The organism is Rothia endophytica, assembly GCF_039543885.1.
GTDB lineage: Bacteria > Actinomycetota > Actinomycetes > Actinomycetales > Micrococcaceae > Rothia > Rothia endophytica.
Window position 1 is genome coordinate 798,016 of the sequence record NZ_BAABKP010000001.1, and the last position, 22,555, is coordinate 820,570.

At 55.5% G+C, this 22,555-nt stretch carries 17 protein-coding genes and 1 tRNA gene; 11 read left to right on the top strand and 7 right to left on the bottom strand.

Annotated elements, in window-relative coordinates; genetic code table 11:
- Positions 1-5: 5 nt before the first annotated feature.
- From ABD982_RS11300 to ABD982_RS03600, 3 genes are all read right to left on the bottom strand, one after another.
- Positions 6-80 carry a 50S ribosomal protein bL37 gene (locus tag ABD982_RS11300; RefSeq protein ID WP_377129465.1) on the bottom strand — a complete coding sequence of 25 codons (75 nt, stop codon included), beginning with the start codon at positions 78-80 and terminating at the stop codon, positions 6-8.
- Between the two features lie 171 nt (positions 81-251).
- Positions 252-851: a GDSL-type esterase/lipase family protein gene (locus ABD982_RS03595; RefSeq protein ID WP_345444813.1), complete on the bottom strand. Its 600-nt coding sequence runs from the start codon at positions 849-851 to the stop codon at positions 252-254.
- Between the two features lie 182 nt (positions 852-1,033).
- Entirely contained in the window at positions 1,034-4,786 is a 3,753-nt protein-coding gene (locus tag ABD982_RS03600; protein WP_345444815.1) for a multifunctional oxoglutarate decarboxylase/oxoglutarate dehydrogenase thiamine pyrophosphate-binding subunit/dihydrolipoyllysine-residue succinyltransferase subunit, read from the bottom strand.
- 488 nt (positions 4,787-5,274) lie between these two features.
- Here ABD982_RS03600 and ABD982_RS03605 point away from each other — a divergent pair, with 488 nt between their 5' ends.
- The 5 genes from ABD982_RS03605 to ABD982_RS03625 all read left to right on the top strand — a co-directional run bounded on the left by ABD982_RS03605 (position 5,275) and on the right by ABD982_RS03625 (position 10,612).
- On the top strand, positions 5,275-6,618 hold the full coding sequence (locus ABD982_RS03605) for a hemolysin family protein (protein WP_345444817.1): 1,344 nt from the start codon (positions 5,275-5,277) through the stop codon (positions 6,616-6,618).
- Positions 6,615-7,700, top strand: coding sequence for a hemolysin family protein (locus ABD982_RS03610; protein ID WP_251379034.1), 1,086 nt, complete (start codon positions 6,615-6,617; stop codon positions 7,698-7,700). Before ABD982_RS03605 ends, ABD982_RS03610 begins: the two co-directional genes overlap by 4 nt.
- Positions 7,701-7,851: 151 nt before the next feature.
- Positions 7,852-8,808, top strand: a complete 957-nt coding sequence (locus ABD982_RS03615) for a metal ABC transporter substrate-binding protein (RefSeq protein WP_251379033.1) — start codon at positions 7,852-7,854, stop codon at positions 8,806-8,808.
- Between the two features lie 5 nt (positions 8,809-8,813).
- Complete coding sequence (locus tag ABD982_RS03620) at positions 8,814-9,698, top strand: metal ABC transporter ATP-binding protein (RefSeq protein ID WP_251379032.1); 885 nt, start codon at positions 8,814-8,816, stop codon at positions 9,696-9,698.
- 2 nt (positions 9,699-9,700) lie between these two features.
- Positions 9,701-10,612, top strand: coding sequence for a metal ABC transporter permease (locus ABD982_RS03625; protein ID WP_251379031.1), 912 nt, complete (start codon positions 9,701-9,703; stop codon positions 10,610-10,612).
- A gap of 43 nt (positions 10,613-10,655) precedes the next feature.
- On the opposite strand, the gene ABD982_RS03630 is transcribed toward ABD982_RS03625, so the two are convergent.
- Positions 10,656-11,069 (bottom strand): Fur family transcriptional regulator, encoded by a 414-nt coding sequence (locus ABD982_RS03630; RefSeq protein ID WP_251379030.1) that lies wholly within the window; start codon positions 11,067-11,069, stop codon positions 10,656-10,658.
- Between the two features lie 175 nt (positions 11,070-11,244).
- Between ABD982_RS03630 and ABD982_RS03635 the strand changes: the two genes are divergently transcribed.
- Positions 11,245-11,895: an MBL fold metallo-hydrolase gene (locus tag ABD982_RS03635; RefSeq protein ID WP_251379029.1), complete on the top strand. Its 651-nt coding sequence runs from the start codon at positions 11,245-11,247 to the stop codon at positions 11,893-11,895.
- 11 nt (positions 11,896-11,906) lie between these two features.
- A complete protein-coding gene (locus ABD982_RS03640; protein ID WP_251379028.1) occupies positions 11,907-12,332 on the top strand; it encodes an HIT family protein in 426 nt (141 codons plus the stop codon).
- Positions 12,333-12,350: 18 nt separating this feature from the next.
- Here ABD982_RS03640 and hrpA read toward each other — a convergent pair whose 3' ends face one another.
- Positions 12,351-16,733, bottom strand: a complete 4,383-nt coding sequence (hrpA, locus tag ABD982_RS03645; protein ID WP_345444825.1) for an ATP-dependent RNA helicase HrpA — start codon at positions 16,731-16,733, stop codon at positions 12,351-12,353.
- Positions 16,734-17,077: 344 nt separating this feature from the next.
- Between hrpA and ABD982_RS03650 the strand changes: the two genes are divergently transcribed.
- Positions 17,078-17,746, top strand: a complete 669-nt coding sequence (locus ABD982_RS03650) for a rhomboid family intramembrane serine protease (protein WP_345444827.1) — start codon at positions 17,078-17,080, stop codon at positions 17,744-17,746.
- A gap of 40 nt (positions 17,747-17,786) precedes the next feature.
- Here ABD982_RS03650 and deoD read toward each other — a convergent pair whose 3' ends face one another.
- A complete protein-coding gene (deoD, locus tag ABD982_RS03655; protein ID WP_345444829.1) occupies positions 17,787-18,503 on the bottom strand; it encodes a purine-nucleoside phosphorylase in 717 nt (238 codons plus the stop codon).
- Positions 18,504-18,579: 76 nt separating this feature from the next.
- On the opposite strand from deoD, the gene ABD982_RS03660 reads away from it, so the two are divergent.
- Positions 18,580-19,563, top strand: coding sequence for a GNAT family N-acetyltransferase (locus tag ABD982_RS03660; protein WP_345444831.1), 984 nt, complete (start codon positions 18,580-18,582; stop codon positions 19,561-19,563).
- A gap of 42 nt (positions 19,564-19,605) precedes the next feature.
- On the opposite strand, the gene ABD982_RS03665 is transcribed toward ABD982_RS03660, so the two are convergent.
- Positions 19,606-19,678: transfer RNA gene (locus ABD982_RS03665), tRNA-Arg, on the bottom strand.
- Positions 19,679-19,833: 155 nt separating this feature from the next.
- On the opposite strand from ABD982_RS03665, the gene ABD982_RS03670 reads away from it, so the two are divergent.
- A complete protein-coding gene (locus tag ABD982_RS03670; protein WP_345444833.1) occupies positions 19,834-20,730 on the top strand; it encodes an alpha/beta hydrolase fold domain-containing protein in 897 nt (298 codons plus the stop codon).
- Positions 20,731-20,893: 163 nt separating this feature from the next.
- Positions 20,894-22,555 (top strand): arginine--tRNA ligase, encoded by a 1,662-nt coding sequence (gene argS, locus ABD982_RS03675; RefSeq protein ID WP_345444835.1) that lies wholly within the window; start codon positions 20,894-20,896, stop codon positions 22,553-22,555.

Here is a 22,555-nt window from a genome sequence, read left to right on the forward strand (position 1 = left end):
TTGCCTTATGAATTGGGGCGCTTACCGTGGTTCGCGCCGCCCTTACGGCGATCCTTACGCTTACGACCGCGCTTGCTCATATGAGCCTCCTTGATAAAGGTGGAACTGCAGTACCGGGGTAGCGCAGCTATTGGTCGGTAGCACCATTAAATGGCACTTCTTCCTATTCTCGCATATCTCGGCACGCTTTGCATTTTCACGAGCCAGGTTGTGAACGTAAGCTCGGTGAAAGGGGCGCCTGATTCTCGTGTTTAAACAGGTTCTGAAATCTGCAACCAGTTGTACCAGCCGCGGTGCAACACCAGCCATGCGATGAGGCCGTAGCCTGACTGACCAGGGCGCCCGTCATTAGCGGCTAGATCGTTACGCCACTGTTCGTGATGCAGAAGCGGGTTGAACGTATCAACATAGACGTGGTTACGGCGGGTCACCACATCCGCGTAAGCGGCTGAGAGGTCAGCAATTTTGCGGTTACGCTCAGTATCGAGAGTGGGGGGCGGGCCCACAACAAGGACCTTGACGTTATTCTGCGACGCCATATCCACCATGTTGGCAAGATTGAGGCGTGAGCGGGCACTGGTCATGCCTAAATCAATGTCATAGCTAGAAGGCGCAATGACCAGACGGTTTTCATGACCCTGCGCGAAACGACGAGATGCCTCTTCAAACCAGCGGTTGTTGAGCATCTCACTACCTTCACCAGGAGCAGCCAGGTTGTAAGCAGCAATCGAAGCTGAGGTCTGAGGGGTGCGCGCCATGACTCGACCGAACCACCCGAGGGTGCGGGGATCCCCGACGCCTGCGAGCAGATCATCGCCAACGGCTACAAGACGAATTTTTCGCTGATCCACGTATATCTTTCTGGTCAGTTGGCGCCTAGTGGCACCGCTGTGAATATGTACAGTTCTAACCCAGTCTAAACCCTCCTGCAGCCTCTGTGCACACCGTGACATCACTCAACACTGCACAAGAGACAGAAAATGGGCAGCCACCTCATAAAGGCTGACCGCCCGTTTTCCTCAGTGCCTAGCTTTTAGCGGTCAAAGACCTCTGAAATGAGGTTATCGAGCTCGCGCTGGTGGCGCTTACCGGTACCAGCAGCGGGGGACGCCGCGGCAGGACGCGAGATAAGACGAATCTTATAATCCACCAGAGGCATAAGGTTCAGCGCCATGAAAGGCCACTGACCCTGGTTGGCCGGCTCATCCTGAGCCCACACAAGCTCTGCGTTGGGGTAGTTTGCAATCTGCTCTTTAATCTCTGCTACCGGCAGCGGGTAGAGCTGCTCTACTCGTATCAGGGCGGTGCTCTGGTCCTTGCGCTTGGCCCGCTCTGCTTCAAGATCGTAGTAGAGGCGGCCCGAAACGAAGACCAGGTTGGTTACCTCGTTGGGGGACAGGTTAGCTTGATCCTCGATGACCGGTTTGAAGCTGCCCTGAGTGAAGTCTTCCACGGAGGAAGCCGCCGCTTTGAGACGCAGAAGCTGTTTAGGAGTAATCACAATGAGGGGCTTATGGGGGCGTGAGTGTGCCTGGCGCCGCAACAGGTGGAAGTAGGACGCCGGGGTGGATGGCACAGCTACCGTCATGTTGTTCTCGGCGCACAGCTGCAGATAACGCTCCATACGGGCAGATGAATGGTCAGGGCCCTGGCCCTCAAAGCCGTGGGGAAGGAGCAGCACGAGGGATGAGCGCTGAGCCCATTTCTGCTCTGCCGATGAAATGAACTCATCAACGATGGTCTGCGCACCATTTGCAAAGTCACCGAACTGAGCTTCCCAGAGCACTAATGAGTCGGGGCGTTCAACGGAGTAGCCGTACTCGAAGCCCATCACACCGTATTCCGAGAGGAAGGAGTTGTAGATGGTGTACTTACCCTGGGTGGGTGAGAGGTTCTGCAACGGGTTCCACTCTTCATCGGTCACGCTATCGTGCAGCACAGAGTGACGTTGCACGAAGGTGCCGCGCTGAACGTCCTGACCGGTCAAACGAACATTCTTACCCTCAAGAAGTAGGGAAGCGAAGGCAGCAAGCTCGCCGAAGCCCCAGTTGATGCCACCTTCAGTCGACATCGCTATACGCTGTTCAAGGAGCTTCTTAAGCTTCTTGTGCACGGTAAAGCCTTCAGGGACATTGCCGAAAGCCTGACCGATCTGTGCGAGAACTTCAGGTGAAATTGCCGTGGAACCTGCAACCTGGACGGAGTCTTCGTTCTGCTGGGCAGCAGGACGCTCAATGTTTGAAACAGCAGCTGCGTCAGCGGTCACCAGCGGAGCGGATGAGGACTGAGCCTCGTGGGTCTCGGTAAAGATCTGCTCCAAGCGTCCCTGGTAGTCACGCAGTACGCGCTCAGCTTCTTCCTTGGTAATGTCACCACGGCCAACCAGGGCCTCGGTGTAAATCTTGCGGGTAGAAGGGATTTGCTCAATCTGCTGGTACATCTTGGGCTGGGTCATCGAGGGATCATCAGCCTCGTTGTGACCGCGGCGGCGGTAGCACACCAGATCAATGACGACATCTTTATTGAAGGCTTGGCGGTACTCAAAAGCGATGGCGCCTGCGCGGACGACGGCCTCGGGGTCATCTGCATTGACATGCAGAACAGGAGCCTGAACCATACGAGCGATATCGGTGGAGTAGGTGGCGGTGCGTCCTTCACGGGGAGTGGTGGTGAAGCCAACCTGGTTGTTAACCACGATGTGAACGGTGCCGCCGGTGGTGAATCCGTCCAGCCTTGACATCTGCAGGGTTTCCATGACAATACCCTGGCCAGCAAAGGCCGCATCGCCGTGAACCAGGATGGGAAGAACGGGGTAGCCGCCCACACCCTGCTCGGCCAGAGCATCCTGCTTTGCGCGGACGATGCCCTCAAGCACAGTATTGACCGCTTCGAGGTGGGAGGGGTTAGCTGCCAGGTAGACCTGTGTCTGGTTACCGTTGTGGGAGGTGAAGAGACCTTCAGTGCCCAGGTGGTACTTCACATCGCCAGAGCCGCCGGTGAGGCGGGGGTCCATCTGACCCTCGAACTCACGGAAAATCTGGGCATAGGACTTACCGGCAATGTTGGTTAACACGTTGAGACGACCGCGGTGAGCCATGCCAATACCAACACCGTTGAGGCCGGAATCCGCTGCCTCAGAAATCACTGAATCCAGAAGAGGAATCAGGGATTCGCCACCTTCTAGTGAGAAGCGCTTCTGACCAAGGTATTTGGTCTGCAAGAAGGTTTCGAAGGCCTCAGCAGCATTGAGGGTGCCAAGAACGCGGAACTGCTCATCACGGCTGGGTTTGGTGTAGCCGTGCTCTAGGCGCTCCTGGAACCAGGCGCGCTCCGCTGGGGTTTCGATGTACATGTACTCCACACCCAGGGTTCCGGTGTAGGCCTCACGCAGTAGCTCCAAGATGGTGCGTAGAGCCAAGGTTTCGTTCTCACCGAAGCCACCGGTAGGCCAGTGGCGATCCAGATCCCACAGAGTAAGGCCGTAGTTCTCTAGGCGCAGGTCTGGGTGGGAGAGCATCTCGTAGCCGATGGGATTGGTCTGGGCGACCAGGTGACCGCGCACGCGGTAAGCGTGAATCAGCTGCTGGATGCGGGCAACCTTGGAGACCTCTGATTCAGGGTTTACCTGGTTATCACGGGCCCAGCGGACCGGTTCAAAGGGGATACGAAGATCCTGGAAAATCTGGTCGTAAAAGCCATCTCCACCTAAGAGGTAGTGCTCAATGATCTTAAGGAATTCACCCGAGCCAGCACCCTGGATGACGCGGTGGTCATAGGTGGAGGTGAGGGTCAGTATCTTGGAGACGCCATTGCGGGCGATGACCTTCTCTGAGGTGCCGCGGTATTCAGCGGGGTAGTCCAATGCACCTGCGCCGATAATCGCGGCTTGACCCTTTGAAAGGCGGGGGACCGAGTGGACGGTGCCGATACCGCCGGGATTAGTCAGTGAAACAGTGGTGCCCTTGAAGTCTTCGACGCTCAGCTCACCATTGCGCCCACGCTTAACGATGTCGTTGTATTCATTCCAGAACTCTGAGAAGGAAAGTTTCTCAGCTCCCTTGATGTTGGGAACGACCAGATTGCGGGAACCGTCAGGGCGAGGAAGGTCAATGGCTAGGCCAAAGTTGACGTGAGCGTGTTGGATAGCAGCAGGCTTGCCCTTGGCGTCCTCGCCGTAACTGACATTCATGGAGGGGAAGTTCGCCAGGGCGCGAATGATGGCGTATCCGATGATGTGGGTAAAGGAAACCTTTCCACCACGAGTTCGGGTGAGGTAGCTGTTAATCTCAGTGCGGTTATCGATGAGAAGCTTGGCGGGAATCGCGCGCACCGTGGTGGCGGTAGGGACGCTCAGGGACTCGTCCATATTGGTGGCTACAGCCTTAGCTGGCCCGCGGAGGGTTATGACCTTATCCTCTTCCGGTGCTTCGGGCGCCTTCGCAGGTCTCTGAGAAGTTTCCTTGGAGGGGGCAGTAGTGGACTTTGCCACCGGCTGCTTAGTGGCAGGCTTAGATTCCTGAGCCGCAGGAAGAACCGCTGAACCAGACTTTTCGACCTTGGCTACGGTCTCAGGGCCGGGGGAAACAGTGTCGGGTGTCTGCTCTATAGGGGCTGACTTCTGATCGGTTTCAGAGCTAGCGACGGTGCCAGCCCACTGATCGAAGAGGGGCCACCACTTTTCATCGACCGAGTTTCGGTCTGTCTCGAACTTCTCAAAAAGCTCTTCGACAAGCCATTCGTTACCCGCGAACTCTTCGGGTACTGTGCGCTCTGACTGGTTTGGCACTGGACTTACGCCTCTTCCATCTCTTGTGATTACAGTTAACGCACCGACTGGCGCGCCTGCGAGTTCATCGCACACTCCATTGGGTGCGTGATGTAACGCATATCTTTGTACAGTTTAGAAGTGATAAGGCCATACGTCCAACACAGCGAACGATATATGACACGCAGCGTGCAATATTTTCAGGTGAAAGCTTTGCCAACTGGCGGTCAAAATGACCAATACATTACCTTTGGGGTGCGTTTTGGTGGAAACTTAACTGGTATAGAGTCGCTCACCTAACGCTTTTCGCAGGCAGAGAACTTGGCTCTTGACCGTGAAAGCCTCCACAAGTTTTAGCTAGAATAAGACACCATGGACGATCCTTACAGTTGCCGCCCTAAGATGCGGCCTCACGAGGTTAGAGCCTTCACGCTCACCTCCCAGCCCCTGGCCACTTCGAAGTCTACATTCGCTCTCAGAGTGACGAAAACTCAAGGAGTGACAATCTAGTGGAATGGCTACTTCTCATCTTCGGTCTTCTGCTCATCCTGGGCACCGGTTTTTTCGTAGCGGTCGAATTCGCACTGGTAGCACTGGATCAGACCAAGGTGCAACAGGAAATTGAACGCGGCGATAAAGCGGGAGTTAAGGTTCTAGCCTGCCTCAAGTCCCTGTCGACTCAGCTCTCCAGCTGTCAGCTTGGTATCACTCTCACAACTCTGCTGACCGGTTATACCCTGGACAGTGCACTGCAGGCTCTGACGACCGACACCATCGCCTCCTGGGGTTTCTCCGAGGGTGCTGCTCGTCTAATCTCGCTGGTGGGCGCGATGGTCTTTGCAACCCTCCTTTCCATGATTGTTGGTGAGCTGATTCCCAAAAACCTCGCTATCGCTGAAGCCTATCGCGTAGCGAGGGTTCTAGCACCCGCTCAGTTGCTCTTTACCAAGATAATGGGCCCTATCGTCCGTTCAGCTAATGGCTCGGCTAACTGGGTTCTTCACCGCTTCGGCATGGAGGCCAAAGAGGAACTGTCTGCCGCACGCTCACCTGAGGAACTATCATCCATGGTGCGTCGCTCAGCAGACCTCGGCACTCTGGACTCAGATACCGCCCGATTCGTGGATAAAACCCTTTCCTTCTCTGAACTAACCGCAGCAGACGTGATGACCCCTCGCCGCAAGGTCATCATGCTTGAAGATATTGCTCCGGTGAGCGATGTTATTGATCTGGCGCGCACCACTGGGCATTCCCGCTTTCCTCTCTACCGCGAAGACCAGGACAACATCGTAGGTGTTATTCACGTTAAAAAAGCGGTCAGCGTGCCCGTAGAGCGCCGTGACTCTCTAGAAGCTGGCGCTCTCATGGAAGATGTTCTACAGGTGCCTGAAACAGTCCACCTCGACTCCCTGATTGTTCAATTGCGCGAAGGTGCCCTGCAGCTAGCTGTAGTGCTCGATGAGTATGGCGGAACCGCCGGTATCACTACCCTCGAAGATCTCGTGGAAGAAATCGTCGGCGAGGTGTCCGATGAACACGACACCAACTCGCTAGACAGCCGACCTCTTAGAGTAGGAAACGGCGACTACCTCTTCTCTGGATTATTGAGGCCGGATGAAATCAACGAGTACATCAACGTTCTAGATATTGAAGATGACCCCGCGTACGAAACCATGGGTGGCTTCATGATGGACAAACTGGGCCGGATTCCCGAGACCGGGGATACGCTGCCCCTCCCCGGTGGAACACTCAAAATTGAAAAGATGGAACAGCGCCGCATCGATCGCATCCGCTACACCCCTCACCCGGCTGAAAACCTCGCCGATATTGACCGAAAGAAGGCGCAGGCATGAACGACTGGGTAGCAATAGCCTTACTCTTTGTACTGCTAGCAGGTAATGCCTATTTCGTGGGTGCGGAGTTTGCCATCATGGCGACCAGACGTTCGCAAGTAGAACCCATAGCGGCTACGGGAAACAAGCGTGCAATCAAAGTGCTCTACGCACTTGAAAATGTATCCCTCATGCTGGCAACCTGCCAGCTGGGTATTACCGTATGCTCTTTGCTCATTCTGAACGTTTCAGAACCTGCCATCCATCACCTGGTAGCTGGTCCTCTTGAAAATATGGGCATTCCCTACGAACTAGCCAGCGGTTTAGCTTTTGCCTTCGCACTCATTTTGGTGACCTATCTCCACGTTATTTTCGGCGAGATGGTGCCCAAAAACATGGCAGTCTCAACGGCCGCTCAAGGCAGCGCTCTATTGATTGCACCTTCTTTGGTAACTCTTTCCCAGCTACTCAAACCTCTCGTTGGTATTCTGAACTGGATTGCTGACCACGCCCTGAGGCTAATGAAAGTGGAGCCTAAGGCTGAAGTGTCATCAACTTTCACCCTGGATGAGCTGCAAAGCATCGTGGCGCAGTCCACCGCTGAAGGCACCGTTGATGATGGTTCGGGCGTACTTTCTGGGGCGCTAGAGTTCAGTACAAAATCCGTAAAAGAAATTATGGTGGGACGCGATCGCCTGATCACCTTAAACTTCCCCTGCACTCCGCTGGATCTTGAAAAGGCTGTGGCACAGACCGGCTACTCCCGATTCGTCATGCAAGATCCCGCAGACGGCACATACATGGGCTACCTACATATTAAGGATGCACTTGCCTACGAAGGTGAAAGGGTAAATCAGCCTATTGCCTGGAGCAAGCTACGCCCAATGTCCATTGTGAGTCCTGAAACTGAGATTGACGATGCACTGGCTATCATGCAACGCAACCGCGCCCACGTATCGCACGTGGTCGATGCCCAAGGCAAGAGCGTAGGTGTAATCTTCCTTGAAGATGTAATCGAGGAGCTGGTGGGTGAAATCAAGGACACCACACAGGACCACGTGCGCCGCAGGGAGGAGGCGGCATCACGCCGCGCTGGCGACTAAATAATGGCTCTGCCATAGAAAAGGTGGTGGCACCGCGATGGGCGGTGGTGCCACCTTTTCTGTGGTCGAAAGCATCCGACATTCATTTGCGAATGATTCGCATTTACTCTAGGGTGAATTACAACAACCTAATGCAGAAGATGAGGAAACGATGAAAAAGGCTCTACGTGCAATCTCCCTCCTATCGGCAGCAACTTTGATGCTTTCAGCATGCGGAGCCGGCGACAGCATCACTGCCGATGACGGCACCCTTAAAGTTGTCACCACCACCGATGTTTATGCTGATCTCATCACCCAGATTGCCGGTGATCATGTAGAAGTAACGCCCATCATTGCCTCAACCGCAGTAGACCCCCATTCCTACGAGGCAACCAGCTCTGACCGTCTTAACGTAAAAGACGCTGACCTGGTGGTGCTCAACGGTGGTGGGTATGACACTTTCCTTGAAGAGATGGCGGGCTCCGATAACAAAGAACAGATCATTATAAATGCAGTGGAAGTGTCCGAGCTTTTTGATGAAGAAGAGCTGGCACATATCAACGAGGAACATGCCCATCATGAGGGTGAAGAAGCTGAACATGACCACGCGCACACCTACAATGAACATGTTTGGTATGACCTGGATACCATGATTAAGGTGACCAACCAGGTAGCAGAAGACCTCGCAACCCTTGATGCAAAAAATGCCCAGAGTTACCGCGACGGGGCGTCCGCGATAGTTACTGAACTCGAAAGTTTGCTGGAACGAACCCAGGCGCTAGCCACTCAAGAACGTAACTACCTGGCCACGGAGCCCGTGCCAGGTTACCTCCTTGAGGATGCCGGCTACACCGATGTCACCCCCGATGATTTGGTAGAGGCCGTTGAAACCAACAGCGACATCGCCCCGCTCACTATACAGGAAGCAAAAGACGTGCTGACCGGTCAGCAGGCTGATCTACTAGCCTTTAACGAACAGACCCAGACAGCTCAGACCAGAGAAATCTGGGACTTTGCAACCAGCGTGCACGTACCCACTGCCTCCTTCTCGGAAACTTTGCCCGACGGCCAAAACTATGTGCAGTGGATGACAGGCAACATCGAAAACATTGAAAAGGCAGTAGCATAAAACCTATGTCTTCTACTCCGTCTAAGCTCGTCCCTGCCGTAAAAGTACGCGGGGGCGGGCTTTCGTTTGGTCACCGAGTCCTCTGGCAAAATCTTGATCTTGAGATCCAACAGGGCGAGTACTTTGCAGTGCTCGGGCCCAATGGGTCGGGCAAATCCACGTTCATCAAGACGGTCTTGGGACTGACTACCCTCAGCTCGGGGAGCATAACGGTGCTCGGTAAACCTGCCCACCTTGGAAACTCTGGGATTGGCTACGTGCCTCAGCAACGAGCAATCGGCTCTGAGACACCGCTCCGGTCTAGAGATTTTGTGGGGCTCGGGGTGGACGGTCACCGTTGGGGCTTCCGCCTGACGCGAAAGAATTACCGGGCGAAAGTGGATGAACTGCTGGAAGCTGTGGGAGCCACTGAGTACGCTAATGTGCCCATCGGTCTTCTCTCTGGGGGTGAGCAACAGCGTCTGCGGATAGCCCAGTCTCTTGCTAATGATCCTCAGATTCTGCTGGCTGATGAAGCTCTGCTATCGCTGGATCTTAACCATCAGTACGCTGTTTCTGAGCTGATCCACCGCTACAACCGTGAACACAACGCCACGGTTATCTTTGTGACCCACGAAATCAACCCGATTATTGAACACGTTGACCGGGTGCTTTACCTGGCCGGCGGACGTTTCACCGTAGGAACCGTAGAAGAAGTCATGCGCTCTGAGGTGCTCACCGATCTATACCAAACACCTGTTTCTGTCCTACACACCAACGGACGCTATGTTGTAGTAGGCGGGGAACACTCTGAAAAAGACCATCACTGCAGTATCCAGGGACAAGACCTGATTCACGGGCCCCACATCAATGAAATACACCGCCCCGTCACCTCCGATCGGAGTGCATAGCCGTGCAACTCAATATTACTTTTACAGATTTCGTCTCTGAAGTCTTTGTCTTCGATCGCTACGGTGAGCTGGTGGTACTGCTGCACCAGTCAATTTTCGCCGGTGCAGTGCTGGGCATTATCGGTGGTTTTGTGGGTATCTTTGTCATGATGCGCCGTCACGCCTTTGCCGTTCACGCCATCGCAGAGATGTCCTTTGCTGGCGCTGCGCTATTTCTCCTGTTGGGCTATAACGTGGTCACCGGTTCGCTGGTGGGATCCATTGCCTCAGCTCTACTGATAGCACTCATGGGCTCAAAAGCCCACGAAAATGATTCTGTGATTGGAGCTCTCATGCCTTTTGGGTTGGGGCTGGGTATCCTTTTCCTCTCTCTTTACTCAGGCCGAGCTGCCAACAAATTCTCGCTGCTGACCGGTCAAATTGTTTCGGTAGACTCCGCACAGCTCACCACCATGATCATTGGTGCAATCGTTATTGTTGGTGTCCTGGCCCTCATGTGGCGTCCCCTCATGTTCGCTTCGCTTGATCCGGTAGTAGCTCGGGCAAAAGGCGTGCCGCTTCGCACGCTTTCTCTTGCCTTCATGATTGTTCTGGGTATCGCCACCGCTCTTTCAGTTCAGGTAGTGGGCTCCTTGCTGGTTCTTGCCCTACTGATTACTCCCGCTGCAGCTGCCCTGCAGGTAACGGCGTCCCCCCTCAAAGCTCTGATTCTTTCCGTGATTTTCGCTGAGATTGCAATGGTGGGTGGCATCATGCTGGCACTGGCTGGGTCCCTTCCCATTAGCCCCTACGTCACCAGCATTTCCTTCTTTATCTTCGTAGTCTGCAGAGTAATCCGCGCCGTACGTCAGCGCCACAGCGCCTCAGGACGTACACAGCCCAAGGAAATTCAGCACACCCCCGCCGCCGCATAAGGGGACGAAAAAGCCCGCTCATTTTAGAGCGGGCTTTTTATATCTAACCAGCTGAACAGTTGCCACATACGCCGGTAATCTCGATGGTGTGGTTGACCTCGGTGTAGCCGTGTTCGCCAGCGATTTTTAGGGTCCAGTCCTCAAGCTGGGGAACCTCAAACTCAACCGCCGCACCGCATACCCGGCAGAGTAAATGGTGATGATGGTGCTCAGACTCGCAACGGCGGTAGATAGCCTCACCCTCCTCTGTCTTGAGGGACTCCACCTCGCCAGCAGAAAGCATAGACTGAAGAATTCTGTAGGTCGTCGCAAGAGAAACTGACTCGCCCTTAGAGACCATAAGCTGGTGCAGATCCTGAGCTGAAATAAAATCTTCGAGAGTATCGAGAGTAGCGGCCACCGCACGTCGTTGCTTTGTGTTGCGCACCTCGGTAGTTTTCTGCGCGGTGGTCGCCATTAGGCCCTCTTTCGTTAAAAGTCATCTTGCTTTACAGTCCATAATAACCTTGCAGAGCCATCCACGTTGCTCAGTTCACCGGCAGGGGAGGGAAGCCCCGTTCACCCCAGGACAAAATAACACCGGCAGGCACCCACAGCTGTTGTGTGACCGTCGAAACTACTAGGGTAGAGATATGAAACTTACCAAATACACCCACTCCTGCGTCCGTCTCGAAGATCACGATACCGTGCTGGTGCTTGACCCCGGTGGCTTCTCAGAGGTGGAAGAAGCTTTGGAAGGTGCACAGCACATTCTCATCACTCACGTTCACCCCGACCACTTTGATGAAGAGAAGGTACTCGCCTTTCTCAAAAAGAATCCCGAGGTAACCCTGCACGCGCCAGATGCTGTTGTTGATAGCATCAAAAAAGCTTTGCCCAATGCCGCGGCAACTGCCGTTACCGCTGACGGTCAGCTAGAGCTGTCAGGCTTCACCATCAAGACCTTTGGCGGCCAGCACGCGATAATCCACCCTCTGCTGCCTGTGATCGACAACGTTGGTTACCTCATCGATGACAACCTCTTTCACCCGGGTGACTCATTCGTGGTTCCTCACGGCATCGAGGTCAAAACCCTGCTGGTCCCTCTCCACGCGCCCTGGAATAAGATTTCTGAGGTAATCGACTTCATCATTGCTGTGCGGGCTCAGAAAGCATTCCAGATTCATGATTCCCTGCTGGCAGAGAATGGCAGGAACATGATTGTTGGTCACGTCACCAACTTCGGCAAAAAATACGGCACCGAATTTGAGTACCTGCCTGCGGGTACCTCAGTCCACATTTAGAAAGAGTAGCTATGAGCACCGTTTTCACCATGATTATGAAGGGCGAGATCCCCGGCCGCATAATTTGGCAGGATGAAAAGGCAGTCGCCTTCTTCACCATTGAACCCTTTCAGTACGGTCACACCTTGGTGGTTCCCCGCGAGGAAATTGATCATTGGGTTGATATGCCCCAAGATCTTGCCAGCCACGTCTTTGGCGTAGCCCACAAGGTTTCTGAGGGCCTGCAGAAGGCCTTTGACCCCCAGCGGGTTGGCATGATCATCGCGGGCTTCGATGTGCCCCACGCCCACATCCACGTCTGGCCCTCCCAGCATCAAAGCGAATTCACTTTTGAGCAGGCCAACCGCAACCCGGACGCCGCCGCTATGGACGCCGCCGCAGCCAAGCTCCGCGAAGCTCTACGCGAGCTAGGCTACGGGGATTTCGTAGCTGACTAAGTAGCAACGCCCCTCTTTTTAGCTGTTCTTCATGGCGTCTAGGGCTTCGCGCAGCGCTTTGGAGATTCGCTTCTCCGAAACGGTGTAAGCGGTGCCTAGTTCCTGGGCGAAGAAGCTGACGCGTAGCTCCTCAATCATCCAGCCGACCTGCTCCAGCTCAGGGCTGGGGGATAGCCCAGCGGGCAGGGACTTGACTGCCTTGTCGTAGGCGTCCTCAAGGGTCTGTACCGTGAGCATCAGCTGGTTGTCCCGGTGCACATTGGGCCCTAGCTTTTCCAGGCGTTTGCGCATAGCGGTCAGGTATCGGGGCAGATGGTGCAGCTGGGCTGCACCAGTAGCTGCTACGAAACCGGGGTAAATCAGATGCTCAAGCTGACCCTTCAGATCGCCCATAGCGTGGATGACTGCCAAGGAGGTGCTTTTCTTGATGAGCTTGCGCACGGCGGCTGCCTCACTGAGGATATCTGCCACGAGTTTGGTAATGATGAAGACCGTATCGATCAGTTCAGCCCTTACCGTGTTGAAAAGCTCCGTGTACTCATCCTTGGTAAAGGGCGGGTTTGCCGGAATCAGCTGGTCAATGGCCGCAACCGTGCAGTCGCTAATCAGCTCATCGATGGAACCGTGGGGGTTCTGGGTAAAGATGAGCTTCTCACGATTATTGAGGTGATCACTCACATACCGTTCGGGCGACGGGGTACCCAGCTTGAGCAGACGAATCACACCACCGCGCTGGGCGCGCAAAGCCTCAGCCTCGGTGGGAAAAATGCGAACCGCAACGCTAGTACCTTCATCAACTAAGGCGGGGTAGCCCGCCACCGTCTGAGTAGCGATGACCCGCTCAATCTTGCGGGGGAGGTCTGCATCGGGCCAGCTAGTGAGCCCGGAGACCTCGCGGACTGCTTGAGTCTTTGCCCCGGACGCACTGCCCTCGGTGCCCTTCATGGTGAGTGCAGGTCTGACATCCGGTGTGCCCTGAGCAGAGATCTGACCCGGCGCACCTTTCTTCTTTCCACCGGCCATCACTTGCATGGCTCCAAGAGTCTCAGGGGATGCTCCCAGAGAAGCCGCCAGGGCCGAACGAATCTCAGTGTGCAGGTTTGCCTGCAGGTCTTTAAGGTTCTTGCCCTCACCCAAAATTTTATTTTTGTGGTTGCGTACCTGGAAGGTGAAACGAAGATGCTCGGGCACAGCGTCCCAGTTGAACTCTGCCGGGTCCACCACTTGTCCGCGCAAACGGCGCAAAGCTAAAGCAAGCGCCTCAGTGAGGCTGTCGGTGAGCGGTGAAAATTCTTCGGTCAGCTTTTTAACCGCCTGACGGGCGACGTCCGGGGCCGGCACAAAGTTCTTACGGACCTGCTTGGGCAGGGACTTAATGAGGGCGGTGACCAGCTCCTCGCGCAGGCCCGGAATGAGCCACTCAAAGGGGGCAGGCTCCAGCTGGCCTAAGAAGAGCACCGGCACCTGAACTGCGATGCCATCGGTCTGCGCCTGTGAAGAGCGAACCCCACCTATAGAAACTGAGGGCGCAAACTCATACCGCAGGTCAAGAGAAAGCTCTCCGCCGCTGGTGGCTACCTGCCAGGTGCGCGGGAAGAGGGACTCATCGTAGTCGGCCGCCTCTTCATCAATGAGGTGTTCGGGGTTGAAGTCGAGCAGGTGCTCATTTTTGGTGCGCTCTTCCTTCCACCAGCGGTCAAAGTGGCGCTCTGACACGACATCAGCGGGGATGCGGGCATCATAGAAGTCAAAAAGGGTCTCGTCATCTACTCGAAGGTCGCGGCGGCGCAGGCGGGCTTCCAGCTCCTCAACCTCGGCCAGTGCCTTCTGATTGCGGGCGAAGAACCGGTGACGGGTAGACCAGTCACCCTCGATCAGAGCCGAACGAATGAACATCTCGCGGGCAGCTACCGGATCAATACGCCAGTACTGAACCCGGCGGTCAGCGATAATAGGCACACCAAAAAGAGTGACCTTCTCATGAGCCAGAACCGCGCCCTGCTTAGCAGACCAATGGGGGTCAGAATACTGACGTTTGACCAGATGGGCAGCTAACTCTTCGACCCATTCTGGCTGAATTTCAGCGTTGACTCGCGCCCAGAGCCGGCTGGTTTCAACCAGTTCAGCTGAGACTAGCCACTCCGGGTTTTTCTTGAAGAGACCAGATCCGGGGAAAATTGCGAAACGGGTGCCGCGGGCACCGCGGTATTCGTGCCGGTTAGTTTCATCCTTAATCCCGATGTGGGAGAGCAGACCGGTCAGCAGCGACTTATGTACTGCCTCCTCATGAGCCGCTGGGTCGATGTCACGCCCGCCACTAACGCTGATACCTGCTCCGCGTCCAATTTCGCGTAGCTGAGCAAAAAGATCCTGCCACTCCCTGATACGCAGGTAGTTGAGGAACTCTCGGTGACACATCTTGCGGAACTGGCTAGAAGAGAGCTCATCCTGCTTCTCATTGATATGTTGCCAGAGCAACAAGAAGCTAGAAAAGTCAGATTTCTCATCCAGGTAACGCTTGTGCAGAGCATCAGCTTCGCCGCGTTTATCAGCCGGGCGCTCGCGGGGGTCCTGGATGGTCAGGGCAGCGGCCAGCACCATCATTTCTTTAGCTACCCCGCGCTTGGACGCCTCAACGATCATACGGGCAAGCCTCGGATCAACGGGCAGAGCAGCCATGGCCCGCCCGGCTGCGGTCAGCGGTGAACCGGGGCCGCGGCGCCCCCGCCCCCTCCCTGCCTGTGCTCCGGCCTCACGAAGAGCACCTAGCTCACGCAGAAGGTTAACACCATCGTTGATGGCGCGGCTTTCGGGAGGCTGTACGAAGGGGAATACCGAGATGTCTGCGGGGGTCTTGACCACGCCGATGGCGGTCATCTGCAGGATGACAGCCGCCAGGTTGGTGCGCAGAATTTCCGGATCAGTGAACTCAGGGCGAGCTGCGAAATCCTCTTCAGAATAAAGACGAATAGCGATACCGTCAGAGACTCGACCACAGCGGCCAGAACGCTGGTTGGCACTGGCCTGAGAGATACGTTCAATGGGCAAGCGCTGCACCTTGGTGCGGGCTGAATAGCGCGATACGCGGGCTGTTCCGGTATCAATCACGTACTTGATGCCGGGGACTGTCAGTGAGGTCTCGGCAACGTTGGTGGCAAGGACGATGCGGGGCCTGCCAGCGGGACGGAAAACCCTGTGCTGTTCAGCCATAGAAAGTCGGGCGTAGAGGGGAAGAACCTCGTAATCTCGCAGGCGGCGGGTGGTGCGCACCATGTCATTGATAGCATCCTCAGCGTCGCGGATTTCGCGTTCACCCGAGAAGAAAATCAGGATATCACCGGGTGCCTCTTCAGAGAGCTCACGAATAGCATCCAGGACGCCGTCCAAAGGGTCGCGGTCTTCATCCTCTAGGCCGTCACCGGCATCCATATCGTCTTCACCGCCGTCTCCGGTGCGGGTACCCTCTAGAGGGCGGTAACGGATCTCAACGGGGTAGGTGCGCCCCGAAACCTCGATGATGGGCGGGGCGTCATCGGGTAGGGTTGCTTCAGCTATTTCTTTCTCTTCGGCGCTCAGTGATTCATCAACAATGCCTACGCCGGGCACGAAGCTGGGGGAGAAGTGGCGGGCAAAGCGCTCGGGGTCGATGGTTGCCGAGGTGATGATGATTTTGAGGTCCGGGCGCTGGGGCATGATGCGCTTGAGGTAGCCCAGAATAAAGTCAATATTGAGGCTGCGCTCGTGAGCCTCATCGATGATGATGGCCGAGTATTTGCTGAGTAGCCGGTCGTGCTGAATCTCAGCCAGCAAAATACCGTCAGTCATGAGTTTAATCGCTGAATTCTCGCCCACCTCAGAGGTGAAACGCACCTGGTATCCCACGGTTTCACCAATTTTCTGGCCCAGCTCTTCAGCAATTCGCTCAGCCACTGAACGGGCTGCCAGACGGCGGGGCTGGGTATGACCGATGAGGCCGTGGTCAGCCAGCCCCAGCTCCAAGAGCATCTTGGGCAGCTGGGTGGTTTTACCCGAACCAGTCTCACCTGCAACGATGGTGACCTGATGATCGCGAATAGCCGCCATAATGTCATCTCGGCGAGCTGAAACTGGCAGAGCTTCGGGGTAAGTAATGGTCTGGGGTACTAGACGTTGAACCGGAGCGTCCTTACCTACCGATTCTGCACTTCCTGGCGAACGGCGATTCTGCCGGACCCGGCCCCTATCGTTGTTTCCTCTGGATTGTTTGCCCTCGTCCTTGCGGCGCGAGCGCTTGCGTGCATCCGGTTTGTCAGCTGTTTCAGAGCGAGCTGGTTCGGACGCTCGGGTGGGGGCTTTGTGCATAGCAGCAGCCAGGGCACCCAGGTTAGAAGTTTTTGAGGAAGAATCAGATGAAGTAGACATACTGACCTTAAGTTTAGTGCAGGGGTAAGGTTGCGGCTATTGACGGCTTTGCTGTTGAGAGCGAACGTAATCGCTAGACACCAGTAGTGAGCAAAGAGACCTAGAATAAAACAAACATATTCTCCAGGGAATGAGGGCTCGTTGGGCACCCGTCACTTCTTTCGTAAAGCGAGCGCTGTCTCTGCTCAAGAAGCACTCGAGCTATGGTTAGAGGCTAGAGCCGTCATTTTTGATGTGCGTGCTACCAACCTGCTCACCCAACGAGGCTTTGAGTCGGCTAGCAGAAGCCGAGGGCTTATTGGCTGGCGAGCTGCCGGAGGACCGCTCGAAGGAGTTACCCGCTAATGTCAGATTTCTGGGAGCGTTTCAAAGAAGCACGAACGCACCACTATCAGCAGATGGGCAATGCGCCAGATGCCAACTCGCCGGCTAAGGGGCGAGGGCCTGTAATAAACGCCGGTGTGTTTACCCCGCTGGTGATACTGCTGGGCATCATGTGGGCGGCATACGCTATTTCTTTTGTTGTGCCGGGCAGCTTGGGCTGGCTGGGAATTCGCTCCTGGAATTTGGCCGGCTTAGGCGGTATTTTTACCGCACCCTTCATTCACTCCGGATTGCGTCACCTGGTGGGTAATACTCTCTCATTGGCTGTTCTTGGTGCCCTGATTTCTTTGGAGGGCGCTCGCCGTTTCCTCAGTGTTAGCCTGCTGGTGGCGACTGTTGCTGGGCTGGGAGCATGGGCGGTAAATGCACCGGGCGTGGTGACCGTGGGCGCTTCCGGGCTGGTCTTTGGCTACTTTGGCTACCTAGTTGCCGGTGCCTTTTTTACCGACTGGGGTAGCGGCAAGTTGCTGCGCGTCGTGCTGGCTGTGCTGGTAATCGCGGTCTACGGGGCAAGTATATTCTTTGGGCTGGTGGGCGTGCGCGCCGGCATTTCTTGGCAGGCTCACCTCTTTGGGTTACTGGGTGGGGTTCTTGCCGCCTGGATGATTCGGGGCAAAGACAGGGTATAAAAAAGGCGGGGTTGGCGTAACCAACCCCGCTTTAGATTGGTTAGAGACCGGCTGCTACGGGCAGGACCAGCTCCATCATGTCGGTGAAGGAAGTCTCTCGCTGTTCAGCGGTAGTATCTGAGCCCTTGAAGAGATGGTCTGAGACGGTGAAAACTGACAGAGCTTCCACGCCGGCGGCTGCGGCCACCGCATAGATACCCGCGGTTTCCATTTCAACGGCGAGAACGCCCATGTCTGCCCACTTCTTGTTATCGGAGAAGTCGGACTTGTAGAAGACGTCGCTGGAGAGCACGTTGCCTACGTTCAGTTTCACGCCCTGCTTCTCTGCTTCCTGTGCTACTGCTGAGAGCAACGACCAGGAGGCGGTAGGAGCGAAAGTGCCGGGTAGTTTGTAGTGCGCCATGAAGTTGGAGTCTGTGGAGGCAGAGGCAGCTACAACGATATCGAAGGTGTCGACAACGTCAGAAAGACCGCCGCAGGTGCCAATACGAATCAGACGCTTGACTCCAAAGAAGTGGATGAGTTCGTGGGTGTAGAGGGAGGCTGAGGGGATACCCATGCCGGTACCCATGACCGAGACTTTCTGCCCCTTGAATTCACCGGTGTAGCCGAACATGTTGCGCACGGTGTTGAACTGGGTGACGTTCTCAAGATAGGTCTCTGCGATGAACTTGGCACGCAGCGGGTCGCCGGGGAGCAAGATGGTCTCAGCGATTTCAGCGCCGTTGGGGGCAATGTGAGGGGTGTTGAGGGTCACGGGTTTCTTCTCCAAAAGTTTCTGGCAAGGTTGCCTTCTATTCTATAGTGAGCACAGGAAGACCGTGAGAGGGGCAATGATGCACCTAAGATACTGGCAGGTTTCGGACGCCGCTGATCTGCTCAAGCTTTACCAGCAGGTTGAGGACCTGCGACGGCAGCTACCGATTTTGTTGTCCCTTGAAGATGCTCGCCGGCATATCGAAAGTTCGTTGCTCCCTGCTGAGGGGCGAAGTGTTTTTGCGCTCGATTGTGAAGCGAAGCTTGCGGGGCTGGTAGCAGTAACGGTTACTGCTGAAGATGACGAGGGTAAGCCTGACCGTGGCTGGGTTTACTACTGGTCAGCCCCGGTTATTCGGGGGACAGGTGCCATGAAAGAAAGTGTGCGCGCTGTTTGTGATTGGACCTTAGGAGAGCAGTCTCGGCAATCCGAGGTGCAGTTCAGAGAGGGCTTATTTGATTGCAGTGTTCTGACCGAGGAAACATCACCGGGGTTGCGACGTCTTGAGCTGGGCTACCGGACCAATAACCCGGCCTCCGGCGCAGTTGCCGCAGCCGCAGGATTCACGGTTGAGGGGGTCGAACGAGAAAAATTTTTCTACGATGGGCAGGCTTACGACGCTGTGATAGCGGCGCGTTTGCGAGACAAAACGGTGCCGCCGCGGGCAAATGTTCACCATATCGAGCTGTGGACTACAGATTTTAAGGCAGCCAAAACCTGCTGGGACTGGCTAATGGAACAGCTCGGATTTACCCGCTATCAAGCCTGGGAAGGTGGAACTTCATGGCGTGCGCCCGACGGTTCCTATCTTGTGCTTGAACAATCCCCGGACGTTAGCGGTAATCATCAGCGCACTCGTGCTGGTCTTAACCACTTGGCTCTCAATTGTGCGAACTCGCAACGGCTTGAAGAGATCAAAGAGCAAGCCCCCAAACATGGTTGGACAGAGCTTTTTGCTGACCTTTACCCTCACGCTGGAGGGGAGAATCATACAGCTCTCTACCTAGAGAATGATGAGGGCTTTGGGGTTGAGTTAGTTCTTGTTGTCGGTCTCAAATAACAGAAAACCCGCTCCTACTGCTGTAAGTGCGGGTTTAAGCTGTGCCCCCGAAAGGATTCGAACCTTCGACACCCAGCTCCGGAAACTGGTGCTCTATCCACTGAGCTACGGGGGCATATTCATTTATTCAACTATATCCGCTGTTATCACAGCGAACGGAACATAACTTTACCAGAAACATCTGAAGCATTTTCACTGGCGCTCCGCTAGCGGTTACATTAGAGAGGACGCCGGGCAGAGCCACCCGGGTGCGGTCAGAAAGGGTAGCACATGGCAGCGCACTTTATCTCTGGTAACTACGGTGAGGAGGGAAACCCCTCGCAAACCTACGACTACTACCCCGGTACCACTCCCACTTCGCCTCTGTTGATTTACGTACACGGGGGAGCCTGGCGCTTCGGTGACAAGTCCTCTTTTCACCGCTCCGATAATGATGTACACAAGATCCGCGAATACTTCCAGGCAGCCGGTTTCGCTACGGCCACCATCAACTACCGCCTTTCACATGAGGCTCTCTTTCCTGCCCAAATTCACGATGTCAAAGCAGCCATCCGCTATCTAAAGCAGCACGCTAAAATCTTGGGCTTCGATCCCGCTAAGATAGCGCTGGCAGGAGGCTCTGCCGGCGGTCACCTGGTGCAGTTGGCCGCGGCAAGCACGGCTCTCAAGGACCCCTACTTTGAAGGGTTTCCCGCAGCAGACATACCAGCTCATGCTTCGTCCTCAGTGAGCTGTGCCGTTAGCATTTACGGCGTTTCTGATCTGCGTACCATTTTCGATGACCGTGTAGCCTGTGGCTTTGATCGGAATCATCCTGAGGACGACGGGGCGGAATGGCGGTTGCTGGGTAGTCCCTATCCAGCTCCCGTCGGGAGCGCGGCGGAGACTAACTGGTCAAAGGCTCACCCTATCGACCTGGCTCAGCAGGCAGAAAGAACTGGGAACAGAAGGCACGCACCGGTTTTCTACGTGCACGGTACGGGCGATACCTGTGTGCCACCCAACCAGTCTGAAAAAGCCCACCGAGCCTTGGGGGGTCGGGGAGTGGCTACCGAGCTGCTTCTGGTCCCCGGTGCTGAGCACGCTGACCCTGCTATCTATGCAGACCGAAAGGCCTGGGAAAGAATCATTGGCTGGGTTCAGGCTCAGCTGACACTGAGAAACTAGCTGGATGACTGAGCCGAGAGAGGGCATCTGTGTAGGCGAAATGGTTCCCAAATAGAGCTGGAGTTTTCCATGGCTTGTTTTCATTGTTAAAGGCAGGTACTCCAACCAGCCGCATTGTGAACCGTACTTAGGGGGTTGCCTATAACCCTGTAAACTGGTGGCTATGACTCCCGAAGAACTCTCACTTGCTATTGACGGCGCGCTGAATGCAGCGATTGACGCCGGTGAACTGACCCTTGCTGATGGCGAAACCGCACCTGCTGTGCGTGTTGAGCGCCCTAAGAATCGTGACCACGGTGACTGGGCAACCAATGTTGCTTTGCAGATTTCTAAGAAGGTGGGTAAGAACCCCCGCGAGGTTGCGCAGGTTTTAGCTACCCGTATCTCCGAGCTAGATGGGATTGCTTCTGTTGATATTGCTGGCCCCGGCTTCTTGAACATTGTGCTGGACGCCGCGGCTGCCGGTGAGCTGGCTGTGACGATTCTCGATCAGGGGTCGACTTTTGGCCGCAGTGATGTGCTGGCTGGGAAGACCATTAACCTTGAATTTGTCTCGGCTAACCCCACCGGCCCTATCCATCTGGGCGGTACCCGCTGGGCAGCTGTGGGCGACTCACTAGCTCGCATCCTGGAAGCTCAGGGTGCCAACGTTGTGCGTGAGTACTACTTCAATGATCATGGCAACCAGATTGACCGCTTCGCCAAGTCTCTGCTGGCCCGCGCCAAAGGCGAGGCAGCTCCTGAAGACGGCTACGGAGGCGAATACATCACCGATATCGCCAACCGCGTTCTGGCATCCCACCCTGATGCGCTGAGCGCTGAGGACCCCCAGGAAGTCTTCCGTTCGGTGGGCGTTGAATTGATGTTCGAGGAGATCAAGCAGTCCCTGCACGAGTTCCGCGTAGACTTCGATGTTTACTTCCATGAGAACTCTCTCTTCGAGGACGGCAAAGTTGACGAGCTGCTAGAGAAGCTCAAGGAATCTGAGAATCTTTACTTCAAGGACGGCGCCTGGTGGCTGAAGTCTACCGATTTCGGAGATGACAAGGACCGTGTGGTTATCAAGTCAGATGGCAACGCTGCTTACATTGCTGGCGACATCGCCTACTTCCAGGACAAGACCAAGCGCGCCGAAAACCCTGCTGATCTAGCAATTTACATGCTGGGCGCTGACCACCATGGCTATGTGGCCCGTCTGAAGGCAGCAGCTGCAGCTCTGGGCGATGATCCCGATATGGTTGAGGTCATGATTGGCCAGATGGTTAACCTGGTCAAAGACGGCAAGCCCGTGCGTATGTCGAAGCGCGCCGGCACCGTGGTAACCATGGAAGACCTGGTCGAGATTGTAGGTGTAGATGCTGCCCGCTACTCACTGACCCGCTACTCGGTAGATTCCAACATCGACATTGACCTGGACCTGCTGACCAAGCAGTCCAACGAGAACCCGGTCTTCTACGTTCAGTACGCCCACGCCCGCACCTGTGGCCTAGCACGTAATGCAGAACTCGCCGGCGTCACCACTGATTCATACGATGTCGCTCAGCTCAGCACCGAGGCTGACTCAGCGCTACTGGCAGCATTGGGTCAGTTCGCTGGTGCTGTCAAAGAATCAGCTGACTTCCGCGAACCCCACCGCGTCGCTCGCTACCTGGAAACCCTCGCAGGTGCCTACCACCGCTGGTACGGCGTCTCACCTGTGGCTCCCAAGGGTGAAGAAGAAATCACTGACCTGCACCGTGCCCGTCTGCTCCTGAACAACGCAACCCGCCAGGTCCTGGCCAACGGCCTGGGCCTGCTGGGTGTCTCAGCTCCGGAGAAAATGTAA

Bases quoted from the DNA above. Each gene is read 5' to 3' on its own strand.
- ABD982_RS03610 (WP_251379034.1), top strand. From the start codon at position 6,615: ATGAACGACTGGGTAGCAATAGCCTTACTCTTTGTACTGCTAGCAGGT.
- ABD982_RS03615 (WP_251379033.1), top strand. From the start codon at position 7,852: ATGAAAAAGGCTCTACGTGCAATCTCCCTCCTATCGGCAGCAACTTTG.
- ABD982_RS03620 (WP_251379032.1), top strand. From the start codon at position 8,814: ATGTCTTCTACTCCGTCTAAGCTCGTCCCTGCCGTAAAAGTACGCGGG.
- ABD982_RS03630 (WP_251379030.1), bottom strand. From the start codon at position 11,069: ATGGCGACCACCGCGCAGAAAACTACCGAGGTGCGCAACACAAAGCAA.
- ABD982_RS03635 (WP_251379029.1), top strand. From the start codon at position 11,245: ATGAAACTTACCAAATACACCCACTCCTGCGTCCGTCTCGAAGATCAC.
- ABD982_RS03640 (WP_251379028.1), top strand. From the start codon at position 11,907: ATGAGCACCGTTTTCACCATGATTATGAAGGGCGAGATCCCCGGCCGC.
- hrpA (WP_345444825.1), bottom strand. From the start codon at position 16,733: ATGTCTACTTCATCTGATTCTTCCTCAAAAACTTCTAACCTGGGTGCC.
- ABD982_RS03650 (WP_345444827.1), top strand. From the start codon at position 17,078: ATGTCAGATTTCTGGGAGCGTTTCAAAGAAGCACGAACGCACCACTAT.
- ABD982_RS03660 (WP_345444831.1), top strand. From the start codon at position 18,580: ATGATGCACCTAAGATACTGGCAGGTTTCGGACGCCGCTGATCTGCTC.
- ABD982_RS03670 (WP_345444833.1), top strand. From the start codon at position 19,834: ATGGCAGCGCACTTTATCTCTGGTAACTACGGTGAGGAGGGAAACCCC.
- argS (WP_345444835.1), top strand. From the start codon at position 20,894: ATGACTCCCGAAGAACTCTCACTTGCTATTGACGGCGCGCTGAATGCA.